General features: G+C 39.7%; 23 protein-coding genes and 1 tRNA gene. 17 read left to right on the forward strand and 7 right to left on the reverse strand.

Annotation, left to right across the window (positions count from 1 at the left end):
* The first annotated feature begins 17 nt into the window (after window positions 1-17).
* The 3 genes from WAA15_RS21345 (at window position 18) to WAA15_RS21355 (ending at window position 2,971) form a co-directional block, all read left to right on the forward strand.
* Window positions 18-1,562: a serine hydrolase gene (locus WAA15_RS21345; protein WP_337044875.1), complete on the forward strand. Its 1,545-nt coding sequence runs from the start codon at window positions 18-20 to the stop codon at window positions 1,560-1,562.
* 243 nt (window positions 1,563-1,805) lie between these two features.
* Window positions 1,806-2,501 carry a LytR/AlgR family response regulator transcription factor gene (locus WAA15_RS21350; protein ID WP_337044876.1) on the forward strand — a complete coding sequence of 232 codons (696 nt, stop codon included), beginning with the start codon at window positions 1,806-1,808 and terminating at the stop codon, window positions 2,499-2,501.
* A 74-nt stretch (window positions 2,502-2,575) separates the two neighbouring features.
* The gene (locus tag WAA15_RS21355) at window positions 2,576-2,971 is read left to right on the forward strand and encodes a DoxX family protein (protein WP_337044877.1); all 396 of its coding nucleotides are present in this window, start codon (window positions 2,576-2,578) and stop codon (window positions 2,969-2,971) included.
* Here the strand turns inward: WAA15_RS21355 and WAA15_RS21360 are convergent.
* Both WAA15_RS21360 and rpmH read right to left on the reverse strand, forming a co-directional pair.
* The gene (locus tag WAA15_RS21360; RefSeq protein ID WP_337044878.1) at window positions 2,949-3,305 is read right to left on the reverse strand and encodes a ribonuclease P protein component; all 357 of its coding nucleotides are present in this window, start codon (window positions 3,303-3,305) and stop codon (window positions 2,949-2,951) included. The genes WAA15_RS21355 and WAA15_RS21360 overlap by 23 nt on opposite strands.
* 121 nt (window positions 3,306-3,426) lie before the next feature.
* Entirely contained in the window at window positions 3,427-3,582 is a 156-nt protein-coding gene (gene rpmH / locus WAA15_RS21365) for a 50S ribosomal protein L34 (protein ID WP_116985206.1), read from the reverse strand.
* A gap of 112 nt (window positions 3,583-3,694) precedes the next feature.
* Here rpmH and WAA15_RS21370 point away from each other — a divergent pair, with 112 nt between their 5' ends.
* From WAA15_RS21370 to gpmI, 5 genes are all read left to right on the forward strand, one after another.
* Window positions 3,695-5,116 carry a M61 family metallopeptidase gene (locus WAA15_RS21370; protein WP_337044879.1) on the forward strand — a complete coding sequence of 474 codons (1,422 nt, stop codon included), beginning with the start codon at window positions 3,695-3,697 and terminating at the stop codon, window positions 5,114-5,116.
* A 63-nt stretch (window positions 5,117-5,179) separates the two neighbouring features.
* Window positions 5,180-6,829: an amidohydrolase gene (locus WAA15_RS21375; protein ID WP_337044880.1), complete on the forward strand. Its 1,650-nt coding sequence runs from the start codon at window positions 5,180-5,182 to the stop codon at window positions 6,827-6,829.
* A gap of 78 nt (window positions 6,830-6,907) precedes the next feature.
* Window positions 6,908-7,414, forward strand: coding sequence for a low molecular weight protein-tyrosine-phosphatase (locus WAA15_RS21380; protein WP_337044881.1), 507 nt, complete (start codon window positions 6,908-6,910; stop codon window positions 7,412-7,414).
* An 86-nt stretch (window positions 7,415-7,500) separates the two neighbouring features.
* Window positions 7,501-8,028: a hypothetical protein gene (locus tag WAA15_RS21385; protein WP_337044882.1), complete on the forward strand. Its 528-nt coding sequence runs from the start codon at window positions 7,501-7,503 to the stop codon at window positions 8,026-8,028.
* 118 nt (window positions 8,029-8,146) lie between these two features.
* A complete protein-coding gene (gene gpmI, locus WAA15_RS21390) occupies window positions 8,147-9,685 on the forward strand; it encodes a 2,3-bisphosphoglycerate-independent phosphoglycerate mutase (protein ID WP_337044883.1) in 1,539 nt (512 codons plus the stop codon).
* A gap of 73 nt (window positions 9,686-9,758) precedes the next feature.
* Here gpmI and tig read toward each other — a convergent pair whose 3' ends face one another.
* Together tig and WAA15_RS21400 are read right to left on the reverse strand one after the other, a co-directional pair.
* A complete protein-coding gene (gene tig, locus WAA15_RS21395; protein WP_337044884.1) occupies window positions 9,759-11,102 on the reverse strand; it encodes a trigger factor in 1,344 nt (447 codons plus the stop codon).
* A gap of 135 nt (window positions 11,103-11,237) precedes the next feature.
* Window positions 11,238-11,319: transfer RNA gene (locus WAA15_RS21400), tRNA-Leu, on the reverse strand.
* A 218-nt stretch (window positions 11,320-11,537) separates the two neighbouring features.
* Between WAA15_RS21400 and WAA15_RS21405 the strand changes: the two genes are divergently transcribed.
* From WAA15_RS21405 to WAA15_RS21440, 8 genes are all read left to right on the forward strand, one after another.
* Window positions 11,538-13,811: a RelA/SpoT family protein gene (locus WAA15_RS21405; RefSeq protein WP_337044885.1), complete on the forward strand. Its 2,274-nt coding sequence runs from the start codon at window positions 11,538-11,540 to the stop codon at window positions 13,809-13,811.
* A 30-nt stretch (window positions 13,812-13,841) separates the two neighbouring features.
* Entirely contained in the window at window positions 13,842-14,360 is a 519-nt protein-coding gene (locus WAA15_RS21410; protein ID WP_337044886.1) for a hypothetical protein, read from the forward strand.
* 317 nt (window positions 14,361-14,677) lie between these two features.
* The gene (locus WAA15_RS21415) at window positions 14,678-15,139 is read left to right on the forward strand and encodes a Fur family transcriptional regulator (RefSeq protein ID WP_337044887.1); all 462 of its coding nucleotides are present in this window, start codon (window positions 14,678-14,680) and stop codon (window positions 15,137-15,139) included.
* 70 nt (window positions 15,140-15,209) lie between these two features.
* Window positions 15,210-16,490 carry an adenylosuccinate synthase gene (locus WAA15_RS21420; RefSeq protein WP_337044888.1) on the forward strand — a complete coding sequence of 427 codons (1,281 nt, stop codon included), beginning with the start codon at window positions 15,210-15,212 and terminating at the stop codon, window positions 16,488-16,490.
* Window positions 16,491-16,621: 131 nt separating this feature from the next.
* The gene (locus WAA15_RS21425) at window positions 16,622-17,194 is read left to right on the forward strand and encodes a hypothetical protein (protein ID WP_337044889.1); all 573 of its coding nucleotides are present in this window, start codon (window positions 16,622-16,624) and stop codon (window positions 17,192-17,194) included.
* Window positions 17,195-17,400: 206 nt separating this feature from the next.
* Complete coding sequence (locus WAA15_RS21430; protein ID WP_337044890.1) at window positions 17,401-17,676, forward strand: co-chaperone GroES; 276 nt, start codon at window positions 17,401-17,403, stop codon at window positions 17,674-17,676.
* A 126-nt stretch (window positions 17,677-17,802) separates the two neighbouring features.
* Window positions 17,803-19,434 (forward strand): chaperonin GroEL, encoded by a 1,632-nt coding sequence (gene groL, locus WAA15_RS21435; protein WP_337044891.1) that lies wholly within the window; start codon window positions 17,803-17,805, stop codon window positions 19,432-19,434.
* A 107-nt stretch (window positions 19,435-19,541) separates the two neighbouring features.
* On the forward strand, window positions 19,542-20,405 hold the full coding sequence (locus tag WAA15_RS21440; protein WP_337044892.1) for a S1 family peptidase: 864 nt from the start codon (window positions 19,542-19,544) through the stop codon (window positions 20,403-20,405).
* On the opposite strand, the gene WAA15_RS21445 is transcribed toward WAA15_RS21440, so the two are convergent.
* Entirely contained in the window at window positions 20,392-21,390 is a 999-nt protein-coding gene (locus tag WAA15_RS21445) for an MBL fold metallo-hydrolase (protein WP_337044893.1), read from the reverse strand. The genes WAA15_RS21440 and WAA15_RS21445 overlap by 14 nt on opposite strands.
* Window positions 21,391-21,534: 144 nt before the next feature.
* Here WAA15_RS21445 and WAA15_RS21450 point away from each other — a divergent pair, with 144 nt between their 5' ends.
* The gene (locus WAA15_RS21450) at window positions 21,535-22,524 is read left to right on the forward strand and encodes a YhdH/YhfP family quinone oxidoreductase (RefSeq protein ID WP_337044894.1); all 990 of its coding nucleotides are present in this window, start codon (window positions 21,535-21,537) and stop codon (window positions 22,522-22,524) included.
* Window positions 22,525-22,581: 57 nt separating this feature from the next.
* Here WAA15_RS21450 and WAA15_RS21455 read toward each other — a convergent pair whose 3' ends face one another.
* Together WAA15_RS21455 and WAA15_RS21460 are read right to left on the reverse strand one after the other, a co-directional pair.
* Complete coding sequence (locus tag WAA15_RS21455) at window positions 22,582-23,943, reverse strand: M20/M25/M40 family metallo-hydrolase (protein WP_337044895.1); 1,362 nt, start codon at window positions 23,941-23,943, stop codon at window positions 22,582-22,584.
* 188 nt (window positions 23,944-24,131) lie between these two features.
* Window positions 24,132-24,353, reverse strand: a complete 222-nt coding sequence (locus tag WAA15_RS21460; protein ID WP_337044896.1) for a PspC domain-containing protein — start codon at window positions 24,351-24,353, stop codon at window positions 24,132-24,134.
* Window positions 24,354-24,459 lie beyond the last annotated feature (106 nt).

The following is a 24,459-nucleotide window of genomic DNA, read 5'->3' on the forward strand; positions in this document are numbered from 1 at the left end:
TCTCTTAATATACAATTATGAAAAAGCTATTTATTATAACAATTATCATTGCTGGTGCTATTAGCCAATTAATAGCACAGAATACACCTTCCCAAAAACTTGACTCAATGTATACAGCAATCAGTAAAAACGGTGATTTTAATGGAGGAATATTGGTTGCCGAAAAAGGAAAAATTATTTATCAGAACGGCTTAGGTTATGCCAATTTTGCTACGCAAATACCGAACACCAATCATTCAAGGTTTAATTTGGCTTCAATTTCAAAAACATTTACCTCAGTAGCGGTGCTACAACTGAAAGAGAAGAGAAAACTCAAACTAGACGACACGTTCATAAAATATTTTCCTGAGTTTCCGTTTCCGGCCATTACTATCAGGCATTTGCTCTCGCATACGTCTGGCTTACCTGATTTGGAACTATACGAGGCCATTGTAAAGGCTAGCCCTGACAGCGTTATCGGTAATGCGGCCATTATTTCTATCCTTAAAAACTGGAATCAGCCTTTATATTTCCAACCCGGCGAAAAATGGAAATACACCAATACTAATTATGCCCTGCTGGCATTATTGGTTGAAAAACTGAGCAAAATGCCATTTGCTACATACCTGAAAAAATACATTTTCGAGCCAGCCAATATGCCTGATACGTATCTGCGTATGTCAAGGCCAGAGAAAGACCCTGATGCAGTAGTGAATCATAGAATGGTTACGTGGTATGATTCTCAGTTTAAAAGCGTCGATTCTATTCGGGTTGGAGGTATCAGGTATTGCAACTACAACTGTGGTGGCACATACGGAGACAGTAACATCATGACTACCACCGCAGATATGTTTAACTATGACCAAGCACTTTATAATGGCAAATTATTATCTCAGAACAGTCTGGACGAAGCCTTTACCCCTACCCGCCTTAACAATGGCAGTATTTATTATGACCCATTTGGCCCTGAGATGTCTCAATTAGGCAGAAGTTCTTATGGCTTAGGGTGGGAAATTTACGAAGATGCCGAACTAGGCAAGGCCGTTAGTCATGGTGGGCATTTATTTGGTCTGGCAACCTGTTTTTATCGAAATCTAAGCAAAAACCAAACGGTAATTATCTACGAAAACATAGAGTTGGAAGGCCACGCCTTCTATTACAAAATACGTGCGGCTTTAGAAATTCTGAATGGCAAAACACCAAAAAAAATACATTATAAAAAATCATTAGCCCGTACGTACGGAGCTACCCTGATGCAAAAAGGCATTGACAAGGCCGTTACGACCTTTAATATCCTGAAAACAGACACTACTCACTATTATGTTTCTGAACACGAAATGAACTGGCTTGGATACGACCTGCTTTTCGGTGCCAATCAAAAACAATACTCGCTGGAAACCTTCAAAATAAACACACTTCTGTTTCCGAACAGTTTTAATGTATATGATAGCTATGCCGAAACATTATATGCGAATGGCAAACGTGAAGAAGCTATTCTGATGTACCAGAAATCGATTGCCATGAATCCCGACAACGAGGGTGGTAAAGCTATGCTCTCAAAAATTCTAGCAGAAAAACAATAAAGCCATACTATTATGAAAAAGCTATATAACAAATTTTTTACTTACATTCAGTAAAAAAACGAAAATGAGTTAAATCAGTGTTAAAACGAAGTCGTCAAAAGCCAAGTGTAACTACACTCAAACGAAAGAGTAGTTACACTTTTATCATGACCAACATGTATTAATTGATACTTTTGTATTTTTATTGATGAACTAAAAATTAATAGAATTTCAGACAAAAGCCTTTGCATCAACCATAAACCCATGAGTAACCTAAGTGCCATTGCCATAGATGATGAGCCACGTGCTTTAGAAGTAATACAAATGCACGCCGCGAAAGTACCCTTTCTGGAACTGAAAGCAACCTTTACAGATGCTTTTGAGGCAATACCTTATTTGCAGAAAAATAAGATAGACCTGCTTTTTCTGGACATAAAAATGCCCGATATCTCAGGCATTGAGTTCATCAATATTTTACAAAAAGTACCTATGGTGGTGTTTACAACGGCATATTCGGAGTACGCCGTAAAAGGTTTTGAACTCGATGCCGTTGATTACCTGCTTAAACCTTTTTCGCTGGCACGTTTCACTAAAGCCTGTAACAAGGTTTTGGAACTAAGCCAGATAAACAAAGAAAACACTCCTGATTTTATATTTCTGAAAACAGGTTATGAAGAAGAAAAAGTATTTTTTGATGATATTCTCTACATTGAAGCCGAAGGCAATTATATGTCGTTTGTATTAAAAAACAAGAAATTGTTAACCCGCCAGAATATCAGCGAAACGCTCAATATTTTGCCGCCTCAGCAGTTTGTTCGCATTCATAGGTCTTATATTGTGGCAGTAAGTAAAATACAGAAAATGACACGGCAATCGGTCTGGATAAATAATTATGAAATCTCTGTCGGAGCCTCTTATGAAGACAAACTACTTGAAATCCGTGAGAAACTCAGGGTTTAAAACCAATTGATTTCACAAGCAAAAAAATATTTTAATTTTGCAAGTAAGCAGTACTCACCACAAAAGCTAAAAAAATGCAGCAAATCAACAATACAGGTTTTGCCCTGATACGTATCATTACAGGTTTATTAATGGGTTATCATGGGTTAGAAATATTTGAAAGTGCCAAAATGCAGGAATATGCCTCATGGGATTCCATCAAAGATATGCCCTTCCCTTTGCTACTGGCTTATCTTGGCAAAGGTAGCGAACTCGTCGGAGGCCTCTTACTGGCATTTGGTTGGCAAACACGCATAGCAGGTGTCCTGATTGGTGTCACTATGTTTTTTATTTGTTTTAAAATAGGTAGCGGAAAATTCTGGTATGAAGACCAACACCCATTTTTGTTTGCCTTACTCGGAATGATTTATTTTTTTGCGGGGCCGGGCAAATGGAGCATTGATGGCATTAAACGCCAGAAAACTTTTTAAGGCAGTTTTTCATGCCTTTTTCAATAACGGCATAATCTTCTATTATTTTGCCTACATAAATAAAAGCAACCTCGTACGATTGTGTGAGTAAGTTTTTGTTTAACCGATAGGCTTCTTTCATGCGCCTGCGAATCAGGTTTCTATCTACCGCATGTTTAAATTGTTTTTTAGGAACCGAAAAAAGCACCTGTGCCACTGGCCCGTCTGAATTTTTAAAAACTGCCCTTACTGGATAAGCAAAAGCACCTCCGTTGGCAGAATTTTTTCTGTCAAAAAGGCTATTTATGGCCTTCAAACTACAAAGTCTTTCGTTTTTTCCGAAAGTTTTTTTCATAGCCTATGGGTGTTTCAGGTACTAAAGCTAATAAAAAAGCCACCTTGAGGTGGCTATAATATCTTGATTATGTCGCATTTACAAACCGTAAATTTTGAACTATCAAACTGTTAAAACGAGATTATTTGTGTTTTTTCTCGTCAGAAACAGTTAATTTCCATCTGCCACGTGCACGACGTGCAGCCAATACGCGTCTGCCATTAGCAGTTTCCATACGCTCACGGAATCCGTGTTTGTTACGACGCTTTCTGTTTGATGGTTGGAATGTACGTTTCATTATATTTATTTATTTTTGTTCTTTTAATACAAATAGCCCGTGCCTCTTGTAAGGGACTGCAAAAGTACAAATTAATTTTTACATAGCAAAAAGAGCAGCAAAAAATTGTTTCATGCACTACAAAATTTATTCTAAAAACCGAAGTTCACATTTTATTGACATAGAATGTACCGTTACAAACTTGCTAGCCGACAACGTTGAGCTACAATTACCCTCATGGCGCCCCGGACGATACGAATTACAACATTTCGCCAAGAATATTCAGTATTTCGAGGTATTTAATCAACACGGGCAAAAACTACCCGCTACCAAAATAACCAAAGACCGGTGGCTGGTGCAACTTAACGGAGCCACAAGCCTGACAGCCCGCTATAATTATTATGCTCAGGTTATTAATGCAGGCAGCAGCTATGTTGATGACCATATTTTATACGTAAACCCCGTTAACCTGTGTATTTATGCCGAAGGTAGGCTCAACGAAAAATGCAGTATTGATTTATACTTAAACCCTAATGAGCAGGTTGCCGGAGCAACAGCTAGTGTTTCCAGAAAAGACAAATCGTTACATCAATTGCATTTTGATGATTTTTACCATTTGGCCGATACTCCTTTTATAGTAAGTGCTTCGCTTAAACATGATTATTATAAAATCGGGAAAGTAAAGTTCCATTTGTGGTTTGAAGGGAATCTGGTGCCTGATTTTAAACGTATTAAAGCCGACTTTAAAAAATTTACGCAAGCACAGATTGAAGTTTTTGGAGATTTTCCAGAAAAAGAATATCATTTTATTACATGGATACTACCTATACCTTATTATCATGGCGTAGAACATCGAAGCTCAACCATGCAGGTATTAGGGCCTGACAGCCAGAATTTTGAAGAATTATACATTGATTTGCTTGGTCTGGCTTCGCACGAACTTTTTCATACTTGGAATATCTGTAAAATCCGACCTGTTGAACTACTACCTTATGACTACACGCGTGAAAATTATTTTCCGACCTGCTTTGTAGCCGAAGGCGTAACCACTTATTACGGTGACCTGATGCTGAGCCGCTCGAAAGTATTTAATAAAAACCAGTATTTCACAGAACTTGAAGCGCGCTTTAAACGCCATTTCGACCATGCCGACCACGCCTCTCAGTCGTTGGTTGAGTCTTCGTGGGATTTGTGGCTCGATGGCTACACCGCTAGCATACCTGACAGAAAAGTATCGGTTTATCACAAAGGAGCCATAGCGGCACAAATACTTGACCTCCATATTCAGCAGGTTTCGCGCAATGAGCGTTCGCTTGATAATGTCATGAAACTCATGTGGGAGCGTTTCGGAAAGCCATTCAAAGGCTATTCCATTCAGGATTATCAGTCAATTTGTGAGGAAGTAGCCGGAGAAAAGCTCGACTGGTACTTTGATTTGTGTATCTATGGCAATAGCTCTTTGCTAAACCTGCTCAACCAGTATTTACAAATACTAAAGTTGAAAGTAATACCAAACGAAGATGGCATTTTTAGTTTAGCTAACTTAACAAAATAGTCTTATTGTTTGATAAATAGAAAGGCATTTGTATAATTTGCACAACAAACTAAAACCTGTTGTATGAATTTTTCTTTCAGAACTTTTTCGATTAGCGCATTTATTTGTTTTTCTGCCGCTTCCTTACCCTTGCTGGCACAAAAGCAACAAGCCGACCTAATTGTGCATAATGCGCTTATATATACCGTAAATAACCAGTTTAGCACTGCAGAAGCATTTGCCGTAAAAAACGGAAAGTTTATTGGCATAGGTACTTCAAAAGATATATTGGCAAAGTATAATGCCAAACAAAAAATTGATGCAGGCAAAAAGCCGGTATACCCTGGCTTTTATGACCCTCATAGCCATTTTCTGGGGCTTGGGCAAATGCTGAGCCAATGCGATTTGGTCGAGACAAAATCTTATGAAGAAATTATTGAAAGATTAACAAAATTTGCCGCAGAGCATCCTGAAAATCCGTGGATTATTGGTCGAGGCTGGGACCAGAACGACTGGGATGTAAAAGTGTTTCCAACCAAAGAACTGCTTGACAAGGCTTTTCCGAATAAGCCTGTTTTCCTGACACGTATCGACGGACACGCTGCTTTAATCAATTCAAAAGCTATTCAGTTAGCTAAAATATCGCCCGCCAGCAAAGTAAACGGTGGCGAGGTAGAAGTAATAGACGGGCAACTGACAGGGATTCTGGTCGATAACGCCATGGGCCTGATAAAAAGAGTAATTCCGGTACCCTCTCTTAAAGAAAAACAGAATATGCTGCTGGCAGCCCAGAAAGAAGCCTTTAAATATGGCCTTACAACCGTTTCTGACGCCGGCTTGAATCAGGATGACATTGAACTGATAGATAAAATGCAGAAAGCCGGAACACTCAAAATCCGTGATTATGTAATGGTGTCGCTAGGTATCAGAAATCTGGAATATTTTATCAAGAAAGGAATTTATAAAACAGACCGGCTTAATGTTCGCTCATTTAAACTCTATGCCGATGGCGCATTAGGCTCAAGAGGTGCCTGTTTACTACAACCATATAGCGACGAACCTACCAAAACAGGTTTTTTATTATTAAGCCCTGCCGAATTGGAAAGAAGCCTGACAGCCATTTATCAGTCTGATTTTCAGGCAAATACTCATTGTATTGGCGACTCTGCCAATCGCCTGATTCTTAATCTTTATGGCAAGTTACTCAAGGGCAAAAACAACCGACGCTGGCGCATAGAGCATTGTCAGGTGGTAGCACATGAAGATGTGCCGAAATTCGGCAAATACTCAGTTATTCCCTCTATTCAGGCTACCCATGCTACTTCAGATATGTATTGGGCAGGCGACCGCCTCGGTAAAGAACGTGTAAAAACAGCCTACGCATTTCAGGATTTATTAAAACAGAATGGTATAATTGCTAACGGAAGCGACTTTCCGGTTGAGTACGTAAACCCATTGTTTGGGTTTCATTCGGCCGTAGCAAGGCAAGACGCACGCAATTTCCCTGAAGGTGGATTTCAGATGGAGAATGCCTTGAGCCGTGAACAAGCCCTGAAAGCCATGACTATCTGGAGCGCCTACGCTAATTTTGAAGAAAAAGAAAGAGGCAGCATTGAAACCGGAAAAATGGCTGATTTTGTAATACTTGAAGCTGATATTATGAAAGAAGCGAAAGAAAAACTCCGTAATGTGAAAGTCTCGCACACCTTTGTTGCCGGAGAAAAAGTATATTAAATATCAATTAAAATAGTGTTTTACGCAAAATCGCGTAAAAGTATCTTTTAAATTTACACAATTATATAAGATAGAACTATGGTTAAAGTGTTATTTGTTTGCTTAGGCAATATTTGCCGTTCACCTATTGCAGAAGGCGTATTTAAGGATTTGATACAAAAGAACGGCTTGGAAGATAAAATATCGTGTGATTCTGCCGGAACTGCCGGATGGCACGAAGGACAATTACCCGACCGCCGCGCCATTAAAATTGCTCTTGACCACGGCATTGCTCTGGCCCATAAAGGCCGCGAAATTACTGCCGCCGACCTCGATACATTTGACCACATTGTGGTAATGGACGAAAGCAATTTTAAAGACGTGTACGAATTGTATTACAAAACCAAACATAGCAATCCGGCTGCCGAAAAACTTTTTTTACTACGCGATTACGACCCCAACGTAAGAGGGATAAAAGAAGTACCAGACCCCTATTATGGTTCTGAACTGGATTTTGAAGAGGTATTTCATATTGTACAGCGAAGCAACGAGGCACTTCTGAACAGCCTTATTGAAAAACATGGCTGGCAACATCAAGCCCAGTAGGTTTTATGAAGTAAAGCAGCTATTTTAAGGTCTAGATAATACAGACAACGGCACATAAAGTGCAATAATAGCTTTTTTGCAGCATCATGGATATTTTAAACGAAATAAATAAAGAAATTTCGAAGGAGCGGGTTTCTCAGATAGCAGCCTACATTGAAGCTGACCAACAGCAATTTGCTACTTTAATGAATATTTTTTTAAAGGGCTTATATGTTACTACGCAACGGGCCGGATGGGTTTTGAGCGAGTGTGCCATTAAAAATCCGAATCTGGTAATACCCTATTTCAGGAATTTTATTCAGAAACTACAAGAGCCATTTGCACCTGATTCTGTTAAGAGAAACATCGTTCGGATTTGGCAGTTTATTGATATTCCAGAAGAATACGAAGGTGATATTTACAACATCTGTTTCGGATACCTGCATAGCAATGAAGCCATTGCCGTGCAGGTTTTTTCTATGACTGTTTGCCACCATATTACCAGAAACATACCAGATCTAAAGACCGAACTAAGGCTGGCTATTGAAGATATTGTCATGAAAAATCAGGATGGCTCGGCAGCGATTAAAAGCAGAGCCAAGAAGATTTTAGCAGACTTGAAGAAAAATAAGTAAATTTGTAGAGTCATACTAATAAAGCATTCCATGAAACTTTCATGTGTTAATCATACCCCAAAACATGAAAAGTTTCTAATAAAACTACCTTAATAAATAGGTGCAGGGGTAATTTACTATGAATAAGAAAGTAATTTTAATAATCCTAGATGGCTGGGGAATTCCCAAACAAGGTGAAGAATGGCGTTCAGCAATTGATGCCGCAAATGTACCCTATTTCAGAAAATTAATGAATGAGTACCCACACAGCACTTTAGAGGCTTGCGGCCGTGCCGTAGGCTTACCTAACGGCCAAATGGGAAACTCAGAAGTAGGACACATGAACTTGGGTGCAGGTCGTGTTGTGTATCAGGAATTAGAAAAAATAAGCATTGCCGTTGAAGAAGGCAAACTGGCACAGGAGCCAGCACTGGTAAAAGCATTCGAATATGCTAAAACCAACAAACGTAAAGTGCATTTCATTGGCTTAGCTTCTGACGGGGGTGTACACTCTCATATAGAACACCTGAAAGGACTTTGCAGTGCAGCAGCAGGTTATGGGCTATCAGATGTATTCGTACACGCGTTTACTGACGGGCGTGACTGTGACCCTAAAAGTGGTAAAGGTTTTCTGACCGACCTTCAGGCACATCTTGTGGCTTCGACAGGTAAAATTGCTACCGTAGTAGGCCGTTATTATGCCATGGACCGAGACAAACGCTGGGAGCGTGTAAAACTTGCTTACGATGCTATGGTAAAAGGCGTAGGCGACAGCACTATTACGATAGACCAGTTACCAGATACTATTCAGCACTCTTATGACGAAAACGTTACTGACGAGTTTCTGAAACCAATCATTATTACCGAAAACGGCTCTCCGGTTGGCTGCATTGAAGAAGGAGATGTAGTGATGTGTTTTAATTTCCGTACTGACCGTGGCAGAGAAATTACCGAAGTACTAACCCAACAGGATTTCCCTGAGTACGAAATGAAAGCCTTGAAGTTATATTATCTTACGATGACTAACTACGACGAATCTTTCCGTGATGTACACGTTATCTATGAAAAAGATAACCTTACTAATACATTGGGCGAAGTGCTGGAAAGAGCAGGCAAAAAACAAATTCGTATTGCTGAAACCGAAAAGTATCCGCACGTGACGTTTTTCTTTTCAGGAGGCCGCGAAGAACCATTCGCAGGCGAAAACCGTTTGTTATGCCCATCACCAAAAGATGTGCCTACCTATGACCTGAAACCGCAAATGGCTGCTTTTGATATTGACAACACCATTCTACCGGAATTACAAAAGCAGGAAGCTGATTTTATTTGCTTAAACTTTGCGAACCCCGACATGGTTGGGCATACAGGTGTATTCGAGGCAGTAGTAAAAGCCGTTGAAGCAGTCGATAAATGTTTGCAACAAGTAGTTGACACCGCCTTGGCAAATGGCTATACTTCAATCGTAATAGCCGACCACGGTAACGCCGATTATATGATAAACGACGATAAATCACCTAATACGCAGCACTCGCTTAACTTAGTGCCTTGTATTATTGTTGATAAAACAGACCATTTCAAGGTTCAGGATGGCAAACTGGGCGATATTGCCCCAACTATTCTGACACTAATGGGCATTACAATACCTGCCGAAATGACTGGCAACGTCTTAATCTCATAAGTATTGATACACCTAATAAAAAAACCACTTAGAGGCTCTAAGTGGTTTTTTTATGATAGTATTATTGCAAAACTTAGGCGTAAACCTCTTCTGCAATTTTATTAAATTCGTCTACCTGAACCGATTTTTTCTCAATTGTAAGAGCTGTTTTCAGGAATTCACGTACTTTTTTACCAAAAGCGCGGTCGGTATAACGGCGTACGGCGTTATCCTTATTTTCCTGTAACGTTTTACGGGCCATATTATCAATTACCTCGTCGAGTCCTTCATAAGAATAAGCACCGAAATAATTACGCATTTCTGCTTTTACTTCCTCAAGTATATCTTCATACTCAAGTTTAATACCATTGTTTGAAGCAATTTCATTACGGATTAAATCCATACGTAAACCACGGGCAAAGGCATCGTAATCCTTGTTTATGTCTTCTTCTGTAAACTTACCCTCATTAATGTTAAGTAACCATTTTTTCAGGAAAGTATCAGGCAATTCGATATGAATGTTATCAAGAAGTGCTTTTTCCATAGCAAAATCAAGCATATAGTTGCTTTCGCGGTCATAGTTTTCTTTCACAATCTTCTTGATTTCGGCTCTGAACTCCTCTTCATTGGTAGCTTTATCTGGCCCAAGAGCTTTATCAAATAATTCTTGGTCAATATCAGCCGGAGCTACTTTAGTAATTTTCTCAACGGTAAATTCAAACTCACCTGCCAACGCTGCGGCTTCTTCTTCACTTTTACCAGTAGCAAAACCTAAATCTTTAGGATTTTCAAAAATTGATTGAATATCAAATTTTACGCTGCTTCCTTTTTCAAGACCTTTAAAGATATGGAACGCATCTTCACGAACACGGCCTGTTGAAATAGTAGCATCTTTTACTTCTGTCTCAGTCGACTCTTGTTTCAATGTTCCGAAAACAAGGTCTTCTTTTTCTACTTCTTCTACTTCGATGCTTTTACCAAAACGACGACGAATATCTTCAATGGCTTCTGTTACTTTATCGTCAGAAGGTTCAATTTCGTAATCCGTTACGGCAGGAAGGCTCGTTAAATCAACACCGAAATCAGACGCCATTCCTAACTCATATTCAAATGCAAATTCTTTGCCGTTATCCCAATCAACTTTCGAAGCTAGTTCGTTGTCTGGCATAGGGTCACCTACAACACGAAGTTTATTATCGGCAATATATTGATTAACGTTTTTTGAAACCAGATTTATTACTTCATCAACAAGGATGCTTTTGCCATATAATCTTTGAATATATTCTCTTGGAACCATTCCGGGGCGGAAACCCTTTACCTGAGCGGTTTTAGTATATTGTTTAATTTTTTTATCTACTTCCGGCTTATAGTCGTTTTGCGTGACACTTACTTTAAGTCTGCCGGTAGTTGCAGAAGTTTTGTCGAATATAGTTTCCATTATTCAGGAATAAGAGGTTTATTAATTGAAAAGAGCATTCGGTACTGCCATAGCCTGAACGCTAAAATATAGTATTAACTGAACTAAAAAGCTTATTATTAAAAAAACCCCCTGACCAGGTTCAGAGGGTTTTTGTACGGGCGGAGGGACTCGAACCCCCACGCCTTGCGGCACCAGATCCTAAGTCTGGCACGTCTACCAATTTCGCCACGCCCGCATTTCTCATTTCAGTTGATAATTACTAACTGAATCGGGCTGCAAAGGTAAACACATATTTGATACTTGTCAATAGTTTGTCAAAAAAAAATTAAAAAAATTTTATCTTTTTTTTTTAGCCATCGAAAAATGAAAATTTATGAGTTGCTTTATGAAATTACTTGCGCTTCAGGTAACGATTAATTATCTTAGTATAGGAATACAATAAAACGATATAGAATGTTAGGAGAAATTGCTGAAAAAGTAGAAACTAGTCGTCAGTCAGAACTAATGATAGATCTTGAGAAAGAAAGAGCTGAGATATTATCGCGGTATCGGAGATTGCTTCGGGCGGCTAAGCCAACCCTGAAAGGAGACGATGCCAAACAAATAAAGAAAGCGTTTACTATTGCGAGCGATGCCCATAAAGATATGCGGCGGAAATCGGGCGAGCCTTATATATACCACCCGCTTGAAGTAGCCCAGATATGTGTCGATGAAATCGGCTTGGGAGCTACTTCAATTATTTGCGCCCTACTGCACGATGTTGTAGAGGATACAGACATGACCCTGAAAGAAATTGAAACAGAGTTTGGCAGTAAAGTAGCACGTATTATCGACGGCCTTACAAAAATATCTGGCAATTTTGAACAGGGAACTTCAGCGCAAGCCGAAAACTTCAGAAAGATGCTCATTACGCTTTCGGAAGATGTCCGCGTAATTTTAATCAAACTCGCCGACCGCCTGCATAATATGCGTACGCTGGGAAGTATGGCGCGTAACTCGCAACTAAAAATTGCCCACGAAACTATCTTTATTTATGCGCCTCTGGCTCATAGGCTGGGTTTATATAAAATTAAATCCGAACTGGAAGACCTCTACCTGAAATACACCGAACCTGAAATTTTTAAGGATATTGCCCAAAAACTTAAAAGTACTAAGGCCACGCGTGACAGGTTTATTGATAATTTCATAAAACCACTCAAGAAAAAACTGGCCGATACAGGTCTTGAATTTGTTATTAAGGGGCGCCCAAAACATATTTATTCTATCTGGAATAAAATCAAGAAACAGAATACCCCTTTTGAAGAGATATTCGATTTATTTGCCATCAGAATTATTCTGACGAACACCCCGCCTGAAAAAGAGAAATCGGCTTGCTGGCAGGTTTATTCAATTGTCACTGACGAATATAAACCCAACCCTGACCGATTGAAAGACTGGATTTCGATTCCGAAAGCCAATGGATATGAATCGTTACACACAACCGTAATGAGCCAGACAGGCCAATGGGTAGAAGTGCAGATTCGTACCGAACGTATGGACGAAATCTCTGAAAGAGGTTATGCCGCCCACTTTAAATATAAAGGCAACGACACCTCCATGAATGCGCCGCTCGACCGCTGGATTAATCAGGTACGCGAAACTTTACAATCGGGCGATAAATCGGCTATTGAATTTCTGGAAGATTTCAGAGGGAATTTCTATAATGAAGAGGTTTTCGTGTTTACTCCGAAAGGCGACTTAAAAGTTTTAAGAAAAGGAGCTACCGTGCTTGACTTTGCTTTTGAGATTCATACCGAAATAGGGCGCAAATGTACTGCCGGTAAGGTTAATAACCAATTAGTGCCTATCAGCTATGTATTACAGAACGGCGACCAACTCGAAATTCTGACTACCAAAAGCCAGAAACCCTCAGAAGACTGGTTGCGCTTTGTAACCACAACTAAGGCTAAAGCCCGTATCAAGGATTTATTAAAAGAAGAAAACAGGGTTTATTACAGCGACGGGAAAGAGATTATCACCAAGAAACTCAAAACATTAGGTATCGAGAATAATCTTGAAACGCTTAATCAGTTGCGGGCTTATTTCAATAAAAAAGATTATAACGACCTCTACTATGCTTTTGGTAAGGCATATATTCTTCCAGAGGAAATCAAGAAGTTCAAAGCTGAAAGAGATGCCAGACTTAACAAACAAGCCAAAATTGAAATAGATAATAAGGCTTTTCTGGATGCCAAAAGTTTTGAGAAAGAGATAAAGAAGGTAAAAGGAGACGATACTCTTTTTATTGGCGACGACTTGCAGGAAATTGATTTTACTCTTGCCCGTTGTTGTAATCCAATTCCGGGAGATGATGTATTTGGATTTCTGACAGTAAATGAAGGCATAAAAATACACCGTAATTCTTGCCCAAATGCACAGCAACTTTTGTCACAGTATGGCAATAGGGTAATTAAAGCAAGGTGGTCGTCACAGGTAGCAAAGGCATTCGTAGCTACTATTCATCTGGACGGCATTGACCGCATGGGAATGATTCAGGATATATCTAAGGTTATATCGAGCGAGTTACATATTAATATGCGTTCTTTGGCAGTTGATACAAATGATGGTATATTTACGGGTGATATAAAGCTATATGTACAAGACACCCGCCACCTTGAGACCCTGATGAATCAGTTGAATGAAATAGAAGGAGTGTATCAGGTAACGCGTGTTGAGGCCGAAAACTAATCTAACGACCCTCTTATCTTACATAACTCAATGAAATCACTTTTAATTCTACTGATTATTGTAGTCTCCAGCCTGAACACCTATGCCCAATCGCTCGATACCCTCACGACCAAACGCGTGGTTATTACTACAAAAATCTATAGAAATGGCTTTAAGCTTTCGAACAGTAAAATATTAGATTTATATAAAGATACTTGGCAACCAAAAGTCAAATATACATGGGGATATTTTATGAATCCCGTAGGGCCGGTCATGACAGTTGCAGGCGTTGGGCTGACGGCCGTCGGCTTAAAAGGAACAAATGCCACTGCCATTATTAAAGGAAAAGAAGTTAGCTATAAAGTGCGTAGCTTGCCTAAAGTACTAATAGGCTTAGGCTTAACAATAGGTGGTTTATGTATTATTGAAGCCTCAAACGAGTTTGTGCAACATTCAGTCGATATTTATAATGCCCGAATCAATAAACTGAAGGGCAAACTTGGTTATGTACAAAAAATAGATTTCGGCTTAACCGATAACGGCAATCTCGGCCTAAGTCTTCATTTTTAAAATTATTTACGGGTATCTTATTAAGCTGTATAACTGAAAGACGCTAAATTCTATATATTTGCACCTGAATTGAAACATTCATAAAATCTCCAGCAAAAGGTACATGACAATTTTAGAAATTTCTGCAAAAAAGACCCGCAAATACTTGGTAAAATATTATTGCACATTGTCAGCACATAAGCATTGACTCAAACCAATGCTTTTATATTTATTTTCTAAGAACACATAATAAATCGGCTGATTTCGGTCAAATAGTAATTTTTATCTATTTTCTTTGTAACTTCACACCGAAATAACAGTCAAACATAGCGAACAACATGGTTCCAAATCCATCAAATTTTGACTCTGCCAAGCGTATTTTTACTGCTTATCTGGAATCCAAACAGTTGCGTAAAACCCCCGAAAGGTATGCAATACTGGAAGAAATATACTCTCGCGATGACCACTTCGAGGTTGAAGACCTGTATATTTCAATGAAAAACAAAAAATATCAGGTTAGCCGCGCTACTGTTTATAATACGCTTGATTTGCTGGTAGAGTGTGATTTAGTAACAAAACATCAGTTTGGTAAAAATCTGGCCCAATACGAAAAGGCATACGGGTACAGGCAGCACGACCACCTGATTTGTGTTGATTGCCATAAAGTAATGGAATTCTGTGACCCCCGTGTGCAAAACATTCAAAGCATGGTAGGCGATATGCTCCAGTTTAAAGTAATGCACCACTCATTGATTTTCTATGGCAATTGCCAGCGCGAAAAATGCGAAAATAAGATTTAAGCACATTTAAAATTCATGAATTCCAAAGGCATAATAATGCCATCAGTAGTTTTCTCAAATTTAATATATAATGGTTGATATACTTTTAGGTTTACAATGGGGCGACGAAGGCAAAGGAAAAATTGTTGATGTACTTGCTCCAGATTATCAGGTTGTTGCTCGTTTTCAGGGAGGCCCCAATGCAGGCCATACACTCGAATTCGACGGCATTAAACACGTTCTTCACCAGATTCCGTCAGGTATTTTCCGTTCTGACTGCCTGAATATCATAGGTAATGGGGTTGTGTTAGACCCAATTGTTTTTAAAAGAGAAATTGAAGGTTTGGCAAAATACAACCTCGATTTACGTAAAAACCTGATTATCTCTAAAAAAACATCTATTATTATTCCTACTCACAGGTTATTAGATGCCGCTTATGAAAAAGCCAAAGGCGATTCAAAAATAGGGTCTACCCTACGTGGCATTGGGCCGGCATATTCTGATAAAGTAGGCCGCCAGGGGTTAAGGCTTGGTGATATTCTTTCTGCTGATTTTGATAAAAAATACAATAGTTTGGTCGATAAACATAAGCAGATTCTGGATTTTTATTCGTTTCCTTATGACCTGTCTGAATCAGAAAAAGAGTTTTTTGCAGCCATCGACTTCCTGAAAGAATTCACTATTCTTGATAGCGAATATATTGTTAACGATTCCCTGAAAAAAGGGCAGAAAATTCTGGCCGAAGGTGCGCAGGGTTCTTTATTAGATATTGACTTCGGCTCATATCCGTTTGTTACTAGCTCGAACACCACCGCTGCCGGCGTTTGTTCGGGTTTGGGTGTAGCTCCGCGCCAGGTTGGCGAAGTTTATGGTATTTTTAAAGCCTATTGCACCAGAGTTGGTAGTGGGCCTTTCCCTACCGAACTGAACGACGACTTAGGTGAGCAGATTCGTCAGGAAGGGCGCGAATTTGGCGCAACAACAGGCCGCCCACGCCGCACAGGCTGGCTCGATTTACCGGCACTGAAATACAGCATTATGCTCAACGGAGTTACCCAGTTGATTATGATGAAAGTTGATGTGCTTAATTTCCTTGACGAAATAAACATCTGCACGCACTATCGCCTGCCCGACGGTACAGTTACCGAGCAGATGCCTTTCGATTTAACTGATATTCAGGTGGAGCCAATTTATAAAACCTTTAAGGGCTGGAAATGCTCTTTAGAGAAATACCATACTTATAATGAGCTTCCGGCTGAACTTTCGGCGTATATCTCTTATCTGGAAAACGAACTTGAGATACCTATCAGTTTTATCTCAACTGGCCCTGACCGTGAGGCCATCATTCTGAAAGAAGCAGTAGCCTCATAAAACAATATTTAAGCCTTACAACTGGAAACAGTTTATGCCTATCGGGTTTAATAATATAAGTTCAATAATTGATTTACTTATATTATTAAACCTGATAATTTTTAAAGAACTACTCTTATTACTATACCTGAATGAATAATATTCTTGCTCAATATCTGTTTAATAAAGAAATTATTTACAAAAATCCGCCTGTGCAGGTCAGGCCAGAGAAAGAATACCCAACCGAGAAAAAAGAAGAAATACCACACAAAAAAGCCATTCCTGATATTGTTACCCCTCCTCCTGCCCCAATTCCGGTTCCGGCAGTTGAAATACCAAAACCTCAGGCTGTTGAACCTATTGCCCTTAAACTCAAGCACAGAGTACTGATAATTACCGATGTTATTTCAGAGGATGAAAAAACATTCCTGAGCAAAGTGCTGGCGGCTGTGGGGTTATCACTCGACCACATAGACCTTATCGAGATTCAGAAAACTCAGCAAATAGATTATCAGACATTTATTGCCCAAAAAACTACTGACAAATTTATCAGTTTTGGCATTGGCCTTAGCAGATTAAAATGGGACCTGATGCTTGTGCCCTATCAGATCAGACATGTTTCGGGGGTTGATTTTTTACTGGCCAATGATTTACGTAGTATTTCTGTCGATACCGACATGAAAAAAAGTTTGTGGGCAGCCCTGCAAAAAATGTTTGCCAAATAATTGTTATTGCCCAACTGGGCGATTTTCCTCTGGCTGTCACCCAATCTAACAATTTTGTCAGTAAATACTGAAAATTTGTCAGAAAACTGTACCTTTGCGGCTCGTTGGCAAAAATGTTGTTGCTTAGTCAGCAGCCCAACATCAGGCGCATTTTGTCTGATTTTAATTTGTACAATTATTAAAACCATAAAAACACAAAAATAACTATGTCAGTAAACGTTAAGCCACTAGCAGACAGAGTATTAGTTGAAGCTGCTCCGGCGGAGGAAAAAACGGCATTCGGTATCATTATTCCCGACACTGCTAAAGAAAAACCACAAAAAGGTATTGTAGTGGCAGTTGGTCCAGGTAAAAAAGATGAGCCTTTATCAGTAAAAGTAGGTGACAGCGTGCTTTATGGCAAATATGCAGGAACTGAAATTACCGTTGATGGTAAAGAGTACCTCATCATGCGTGAATCAGACATCTACGCAATTGTTTAATTCTGTCGAACCCTGAGTTCGCTCATATAGTGTGGATTGTAGAATTATCTCTTTCTACCTTTACCATTTCCATATCTATTCAATCATTCACTCATTTATTCACTAATTAGTAATTAGTAAAACAACATGGCAAAGCAAATTATTTTTGATACAGAAGCAAGAGAAAAACTGAAACGTGGCGTTGATACCCTTGCTAACGCTGTTAAAGTAACCTTAGGACCAAAAGGTCGTAACGTAATTATTGATAAAAAATTCGGTTCACCTGCTATCACAAAAGACGGTGTGACAGTAGCTAAAGAAATCGAACTAAAAGATTCGATTGAAAACATGGGAGCACAACTTGTGAAAGAAGTTGCTTCTAAAACTGCTGACCAAGCGGGTGACGGTACCACTACTGCAACTGTATTAGCGCAAGCTATTTACACAATTGGTGCTAAAAACGTAGCTGCTGGTGCAAATCCGATGGATTTGAAACGCGGTATCGACAAAGCGGTTACTACTATTGTTGACGCTTTGAAAAACCAGTCAAAAGCTATCTCTACTTCAAAAGAAATCGAACAAGTAGCTACTATCTCAGCTAATAACGACTACGAAATTGGCCAGATGATTGCTAACGCAATGGAGAAAGTAGGTAAAGAAGGTGTTATTACAGTAGAAGAAGCTCGTGGTACTGAAACAGAAGTTAAAACTGTTGAAGGTATGCAGTTTGACCGTGGTTACTTATCGGCTTACTTCGTAACTAACCCAGAGAAAATGGAAGTTGAGTTGGAAAAACCATTCATCTTAATCTCTGAGAAAAAAATCTCTTCAATGAAAGAGTTACTTCCAGTATTGGAAGGTGTAGCACAAACTGGCCGTCCGTTGTTAATTATTGCAGAAGATGTTGACGGAGAAGCACTTGCTACATTAGTAGTAAACAAAATCCGTGGTGCATTGAAAATCTGTGCAGTGAAAGCTCCTGGCTTCGGCGACCGTCGTAAAGCTATGTTGGAAGACATCGCTATCCTGACTGGTGGTACTGTAATTGCAGAAGAACGCGGATTCAAACTAGAAAACGCTGACCTTTCTTACTTAGGCCATTGTGATAAAATCATCGTTGACAAAGACAATACTACTATTGTTAACGGTGCTGGCGACCAAGACCAAATTTCTGCTCGCATAAACCAAATCAAAGCTCAAATCGAATCAACTACTTCTGACTACGACCGTGAGAAACTACAAGAACGTCTGGCTAAATTATCAGGTGGTGTAGCTATCATTTATATCGGTGCTGCTACTGAAGTAGAAATGAAAGAGAAAAAAGACCGCGTTGATGATGCCCTTCATGCCACACGCGCTGCCGTTGAAGAAGGTATCGTAGCAGGTGGTGGGGTAGCTTTAATTCGTGCGCAAGCAACTATCGATTCATTGAAAGGTGCTAACTCTGACGAAACAACTGGTATCGCTATCATTAAATCGGCTATCGAAGCTCCATTACGTACTATCGTTGCTAACGCAGGTGGCGAAGGTTCAGTAATTGTACAAGCTGTAAAAGCTGGTGAAGGTTCGTTCGGTTACAACGCTCGCGAAGATAAATATGAAGATATGCTTGCAGCGGGTATCATCGACCCAACTAAAGTAACTCGCTTAGCTCTTGAAAACGCAGCTTCAATTGCTGGTTTATTATTAACTACTGAAGCCGTAGTTTCTGATATTCCAGAAGAAAAAGCTCCAGATATGGGCCACGCACATGGCGGCGGAATGGGCGGCATGATGTAATAGTAAGAGGCAGAATTCCCGTATTATTATATATACAAAAGCCCTCGGAGCAATTCGGGGGCTTTTATTTTCAGTATCAGAAAAATATTTTCATACAGTAACGCTTTATGTTTGCCCGAGCTTACCAGATTGCCAGTAACTATACCCAACCTGTTTTAATTTCTACGCTACGCTTTGATGGCACAGTTGAATGTAGCGTGGGTACTTTTGTTATTATTAATCCTGAGGGATGGATTGTAACGGCCGCTCATATTTTTGATACCATGATTGCGCATCAGAACGATGCCGCCGAGATCGACAATTATAACAGCCTCAAGAATAATACACGCTCATTATTAGGCATCAAAGGAAAACCAGTTGACCTTAAATATAATCCGAAATGGGTTAAAACTTATTCTTACTGGTGGGGAGCCGATTACCACGGCATTGAAAATATTCAGATACTTAAAGAGAACGACCTAGCCATTGGGCGGCTCACAAACTATAAACCACAGTTCTGCCAGCAATATCCGGTATTTAAAAAGCCTGTTAACCTGTTTATGGGTACAAGCCTTTGCAAATTAGGTTACCCCTTTCATGAAGTAAATGTTTCGTTTAACGAAACCAACAACTCGTTTCAGATAGCACCTAATGCACTGCCTATTCCTCGGTTTCCGATGGATGGCATTCTTACCCGTGAGGTTATTTTGGCCTCAACAGTACCTAATAAATACGAATTGAAGTTTATTGAAACTTCAACTCCCGGATTAAGAGGGCAAAGTGGTGGCCCAATTTTCGATACAGCGGGTAATATATGGGGAATACAGAGCCGAACTGCCCATTTATCGCTTGGTTTTTCACCCAAAATAATGATTGATGATAAAGCCTTTACCGAACATCAGTTTATTAACGTTGGTATGGGCGTACATGTAGAAGTTATCCTGAAATTTCTGAATGATAATCGTGTAAAATATACCCTCAGTGCTTCATAAGGTTAAGTGTTTCTCCTACTTTCAGTGCCTTTAAAGTACCATTAATTGCCTGCTTGTGTTCCAAGCCTTGAAGTACACGCAGCGGGTCGCCGAGGGGTTCATCAGCAAGGTCGAACGTTCCGTAGTGCATGGGTATCAGCACTTTTGCCTGTGTATCATAAAAAGCCTTTACAGCATCTGCTGGAGATGTATGGCTTTGCGCCATAAAAAACTCAGGTTTATAAGCACCAATGCCTATCATGGCATAGTCAATTTCAGGAAAAACACGACTTATATCGGCAAAATGGCTTCCATACCCTGAATCTCCACCAAAATAAATAGTTTTACCTGCGCCCTGAATTACATAGCCTCCCCATAAATGCAAGTTAGTGTCTCTTAAAAAACGCCTACCCCAATGTCTTGAAGGCACATAATAAACACGAATACCCCTTGTTTCATATTGCTGATACCACCCCGCAGCCTGTATTTGCCTGCTATGTGTAATTGTGCCAATTACCTTATCAAGTCTCAAACCTGTCAGATAAGTGGTATCTGGATTATTTTTTGCCAGTATGTGTAAACTTTTTTCATCGCAGTGGTCTCGATGGTCATGAGAAACCAATATGTAATCGATGTTTTTCAGTGTATTGGCCGCTACTGGTAAAGCCGACTGCCGTTTTAATAAGGATACATTAAATAAAACGGGGTCAATTAACAGCGTTATTCCTGCCAGACGAATAAAAAAAGAAGCGTGACCTAACCACACAATACAATCCTGATTTGTTTCCAGAAATGCCTGATTATGTATTACTTCTAATCGCCAAGTATCGGCTTTTTTCTCGGCTTTTTGCGGATTCCGCATTGTTTGCCATTTAAGTACCTCACGGAAGGAATCTTTAAACGGAAATTCATGATTCATAAATCTTCCGTTTTCATCAATGGGGGTTCCTTTCCACTCAAAAGGTAAATCTAATGTATGTAGGTCAGAATTAGAGGTATAAGTCATATTTACTGTTTTTTGTAAAAGGCAAAGTACCCCTTAAAAGTTCACTTTTATAAAAGCCGCGTCTTGTATGGGCAATTTATTTGTGCCATACAAGCTAAGTACTGTAAACTTTTACACATATTTGCTAAAATAATCGCTAATGTTATGGCTACTTTTCAGGCTTTTTATGTGAGCGAAAATGAGGATAAAACGTTTTCGCAACAAATTATTGAACGCAACACGGATGATTTACCACAGGGAGAGGTTTTAATCAGGGTTCGGTACTCTTCTCTGAATTATAAAGATGCTTTATCAAGCATAGGTAATAGAGGTGTAACTCGCCAGTACCCGCATACGCCCGGCATTGATGCCGCCGGTATTGTAGAGGCTTCAACAGTTGATACATTTGCTGTGGGCGACAAAGTACTGGTAACAGGTTTTGACTTGGGCATGAATACTGCCGGAGGCTTCGGGCAGTATATCCGTGTACCTGCCAGATGGGTAGTGAAACTTCCGCGGGGGCTTCAACTAAAAGAAAGTATGGTTTTAGGTACGGCTGGCTTAACGGCAGCTTTATGTATTGATAAATTGTTAAAAAACGGGCTTACGCCCGACAAAGGCAAAGTAATTGTTACGGGAGCTACTGGCGGCGTGGGAACTATGGCCGTGATGATATTGGCTAGGCTAGGATTTCATGTTACAGGTGTTACAGGCAAACCAGAAGGGAAAGCGTTTTTGCTAGGCTTAGGAGCTAAAGAAGTAATTAACCGTGAAGAAGTAGACGATAAATCAGGGAAACCACTACTTAAAGGTATATATGCTGGTTGTGTCGACACCGTAGGGGGTAATATACTGGCTACAATTCTGAAATCAATGCAGTATAACGGTGTAGTAAGTATATGTGGGTTGGTGCATTCACCGGAATTACCTACAACAGTTTTTCCATTTATTCTGCGCGGAGTTTCGATGTTCGGAATTGACTCATCAGAATGTGATATTGAATGGAGAAAGCAGATGTGGAAAAACCTTGCCCGAAAATGGAAGCCTGAAAATCTAGCTTCTATTGCCAGAACTGTAACATTAAAGAGTTTATCTAAAGAAATAAAAAAGATATTGCAGGGCGGGCAAATGGGCCGGATAGTTGTAAAACTCTAAGCCAACTATTATTTTGACAAAGCCCACTTTCTTGCAAAAAAGTGGGCTTTATTAGTATCAAAGGCCGTATTTATCAATCAGATACACTAATGCTGCCATTGAGGCGGCCCCTAATTTCAGTTCACGTTCATTGACGGCTTCTAGTTTATCGTTAGCCGCATGATGAAAATCAAAATAACGCTGCGAATCAGGTTTAAAGCCAATTAATAAAGTTCCCTGATTACCCAAAGGACCAATATCGGCCCCACCACTACCCCGACCTATTTCGGCAAGGCCATAAGGAGCCAATAGGTTTTTATATACTTCAACTTTGGCTATCTGCCCGCTTGTGCCTACCATCCCAAAGCCTCTTGGGGTAAAACCTCCATTGTCTGATTCTATGGCGGCTATATGCTTCTCTCCGTTTTGTTTGGCTAGGTCAGCGTATTTTGTTCCACCTCTTAAACCGTTTTCTTCATTCATAAACATTACTACCCTGATTGTACGTTTAGGTTTGATGCCTAAGGCTTTTAAAGCACGCAAAACCTCAATTGCCTGCACACAGCCTGCACCGTCGTCTTGTGCGCCTTCGGCCAAATCCCATGAGTCCAGATGCCCGCCCACGACAATAATTTCGTCGGGTTTCTCAGTCCCTTTTATCTCACCAACTACATTGTGTGAAGGAGCATCGGCCAGACTTTCGCAATTTTGTTTAAAATAAAACTTTAACTTAGGGTTATCTTTCAGCATTTTGCTCAATAAATTAGCCCCGTTCGTGCTGATGGCTGCCGTCGGAATCATCGGAATACCCGGCGCGTACCTCATACCACCCGTATGCGGATAATCGTCTTGCAGGGTTGTCATAGAACGAATAATAGCCCCAATTGCCCCATATTTAGCAGCTTCCGAAGCTCCGTTTCCACGTTGGCCTACTGCGCCTGCATAGGCTTCAAAGGTATTTATTTTGGTTGGGTCCATCGGGCGGTTAAATAATACTATTTTCCCTTTTATTTTGGCTTCGCCCAATGCTTTAAGCTCTTCAAATGTTTTTACTTCTATGATTTCGGCTTTAACACCCATTGCAGGTGTAGCCACTGAACCACCCAAAGCTACAATAGGTACTTTAATTTTTGATTTTCCGTTCTCAATATAGGCTTCTTCTTTTGCGCCACGTACCCAATGTGGTACCATTACATCTTGTAAAAACACGCGCTGAAAGCCGTAGTCTTCCATTACTTTTTTGGTGTAATCAACGGCTTTGGCGGCTCCGGTCGAGCCACTTAAACGAGGACCAATGTTTTTACAGAGATACGTTAAGGTTTTGTAGCATTCGCCATTGGTCAGGATTTCGTCATATATTTTTCTGATTTGTAGAGAGTCGCTATCCTGAGCAAAACCAGAAGATGCCCCAAGTAACAGAGCGAAGAGTAATTTTTTCATAGTGCTTGTTTAGAAGTATTCAGATATTTCCAAAAATACATTTTTTGTATAAAATAAGCAACGATACTTCAATACAATCAATAAAAAACTGGCTAGTTGCTATTTTTTTAATAACAACCAACACACTACTTGATAGTAGTTATACGTAAGTGCCGGATTTAAAAAAAAATTAACTGTAAAGGGTAAGACTAAAACTCCCAGACTGTGGGATTTTTATGTCGGCGTAAATGCTTGCGGACCTCCTTCCAGAAAGCCAAAACCAGATAAATAATAATAGGAGAACCAAATGTAAAAAAAGAAGCATAAATAAAGTACAGCCGAACACTACTAGCCGAAAAATTGAGTTTTTCACCAAGGCTAGAACAAACCCCGAATAAATGGTTTTCTACAAGGTATCTTAGGCGTATCATTTTATTTTTTCTACAAAGTTATAACGAATCTACTAATAAACTTTTGTTTAACAAAAAAACAACATAAAAATAATCTTTTGCTCTGCTTTTTAGTACAAATTAATAT

Source organism: Emticicia sp. 17c (assembly GCF_037153985.1).
GTDB lineage: Bacteria > Bacteroidota > Bacteroidia > Cytophagales > Spirosomataceae > Emticicia.

Excerpts from the sequence above, each read along its gene's own strand:
- WAA15_RS21345 (WP_337044875.1), top strand. The coding sequence starts at position 18 with ATGAAAAAGCTATTTATTATAACAATTATCATTGCTGGTGCTATTAGC.
- WAA15_RS21350 (WP_337044876.1), top strand. The coding sequence starts at position 1,806 with ATGAGTAACCTAAGTGCCATTGCCATAGATGATGAGCCACGTGCTTTA.
- WAA15_RS21355 (WP_337044877.1), top strand. The coding sequence starts at position 2,576 with ATGCAGCAAATCAACAATACAGGTTTTGCCCTGATACGTATCATTACA.
- WAA15_RS21360 (WP_337044878.1), bottom strand. The coding sequence starts at position 3,305 with ATGAAAAAAACTTTCGGAAAAAACGAAAGACTTTGTAGTTTGAAGGCC.
- rpmH (WP_116985206.1), bottom strand. The coding sequence starts at position 3,582 with ATGAAACGTACATTCCAACCATCAAACAGAAAGCGTCGTAACAAACAC.
- WAA15_RS21370 (WP_337044879.1), top strand. The coding sequence starts at position 3,695 with ATGCACTACAAAATTTATTCTAAAAACCGAAGTTCACATTTTATTGAC.
- WAA15_RS21375 (WP_337044880.1), top strand. The coding sequence starts at position 5,180 with ATGAATTTTTCTTTCAGAACTTTTTCGATTAGCGCATTTATTTGTTTT.
- WAA15_RS21380 (WP_337044881.1), top strand. The coding sequence starts at position 6,908 with ATGGTTAAAGTGTTATTTGTTTGCTTAGGCAATATTTGCCGTTCACCT.
- WAA15_RS21385 (WP_337044882.1), top strand. The coding sequence starts at position 7,501 with ATGGATATTTTAAACGAAATAAATAAAGAAATTTCGAAGGAGCGGGTT.
- gpmI (WP_337044883.1), top strand. The coding sequence starts at position 8,147 with ATGAATAAGAAAGTAATTTTAATAATCCTAGATGGCTGGGGAATTCCC.
- tig (WP_337044884.1), bottom strand. The coding sequence starts at position 11,102 with ATGGAAACTATATTCGACAAAACTTCTGCAACTACCGGCAGACTTAAA.
- WAA15_RS21405 (WP_337044885.1), top strand. The coding sequence starts at position 11,538 with ATGTTAGGAGAAATTGCTGAAAAAGTAGAAACTAGTCGTCAGTCAGAA.
- WAA15_RS21410 (WP_337044886.1), top strand. The coding sequence starts at position 13,842 with ATGAAATCACTTTTAATTCTACTGATTATTGTAGTCTCCAGCCTGAAC.
- WAA15_RS21415 (WP_337044887.1), top strand. The coding sequence starts at position 14,678 with ATGGTTCCAAATCCATCAAATTTTGACTCTGCCAAGCGTATTTTTACT.
- WAA15_RS21420 (WP_337044888.1), top strand. The coding sequence starts at position 15,210 with ATGGTTGATATACTTTTAGGTTTACAATGGGGCGACGAAGGCAAAGGA.
- WAA15_RS21425 (WP_337044889.1), top strand. The coding sequence starts at position 16,622 with ATGAATAATATTCTTGCTCAATATCTGTTTAATAAAGAAATTATTTAC.
- WAA15_RS21430 (WP_337044890.1), top strand. The coding sequence starts at position 17,401 with ATGTCAGTAAACGTTAAGCCACTAGCAGACAGAGTATTAGTTGAAGCT.
- groL (WP_337044891.1), top strand. The coding sequence starts at position 17,803 with ATGGCAAAGCAAATTATTTTTGATACAGAAGCAAGAGAAAAACTGAAA.
- WAA15_RS21440 (WP_337044892.1), top strand. The coding sequence starts at position 19,542 with ATGTTTGCCCGAGCTTACCAGATTGCCAGTAACTATACCCAACCTGTT.
- WAA15_RS21445 (WP_337044893.1), bottom strand. The coding sequence starts at position 21,390 with ATGACTTATACCTCTAATTCTGACCTACATACATTAGATTTACCTTTT.
- WAA15_RS21450 (WP_337044894.1), top strand. The coding sequence starts at position 21,535 with ATGGCTACTTTTCAGGCTTTTTATGTGAGCGAAAATGAGGATAAAACG.
- WAA15_RS21455 (WP_337044895.1), bottom strand. The coding sequence starts at position 23,943 with ATGAAAAAATTACTCTTCGCTCTGTTACTTGGGGCATCTTCTGGTTTT.
- WAA15_RS21460 (WP_337044896.1), bottom strand. The coding sequence starts at position 24,353 with ATGATACGCCTAAGATACCTTGTAGAAAACCATTTATTCGGGGTTTGT.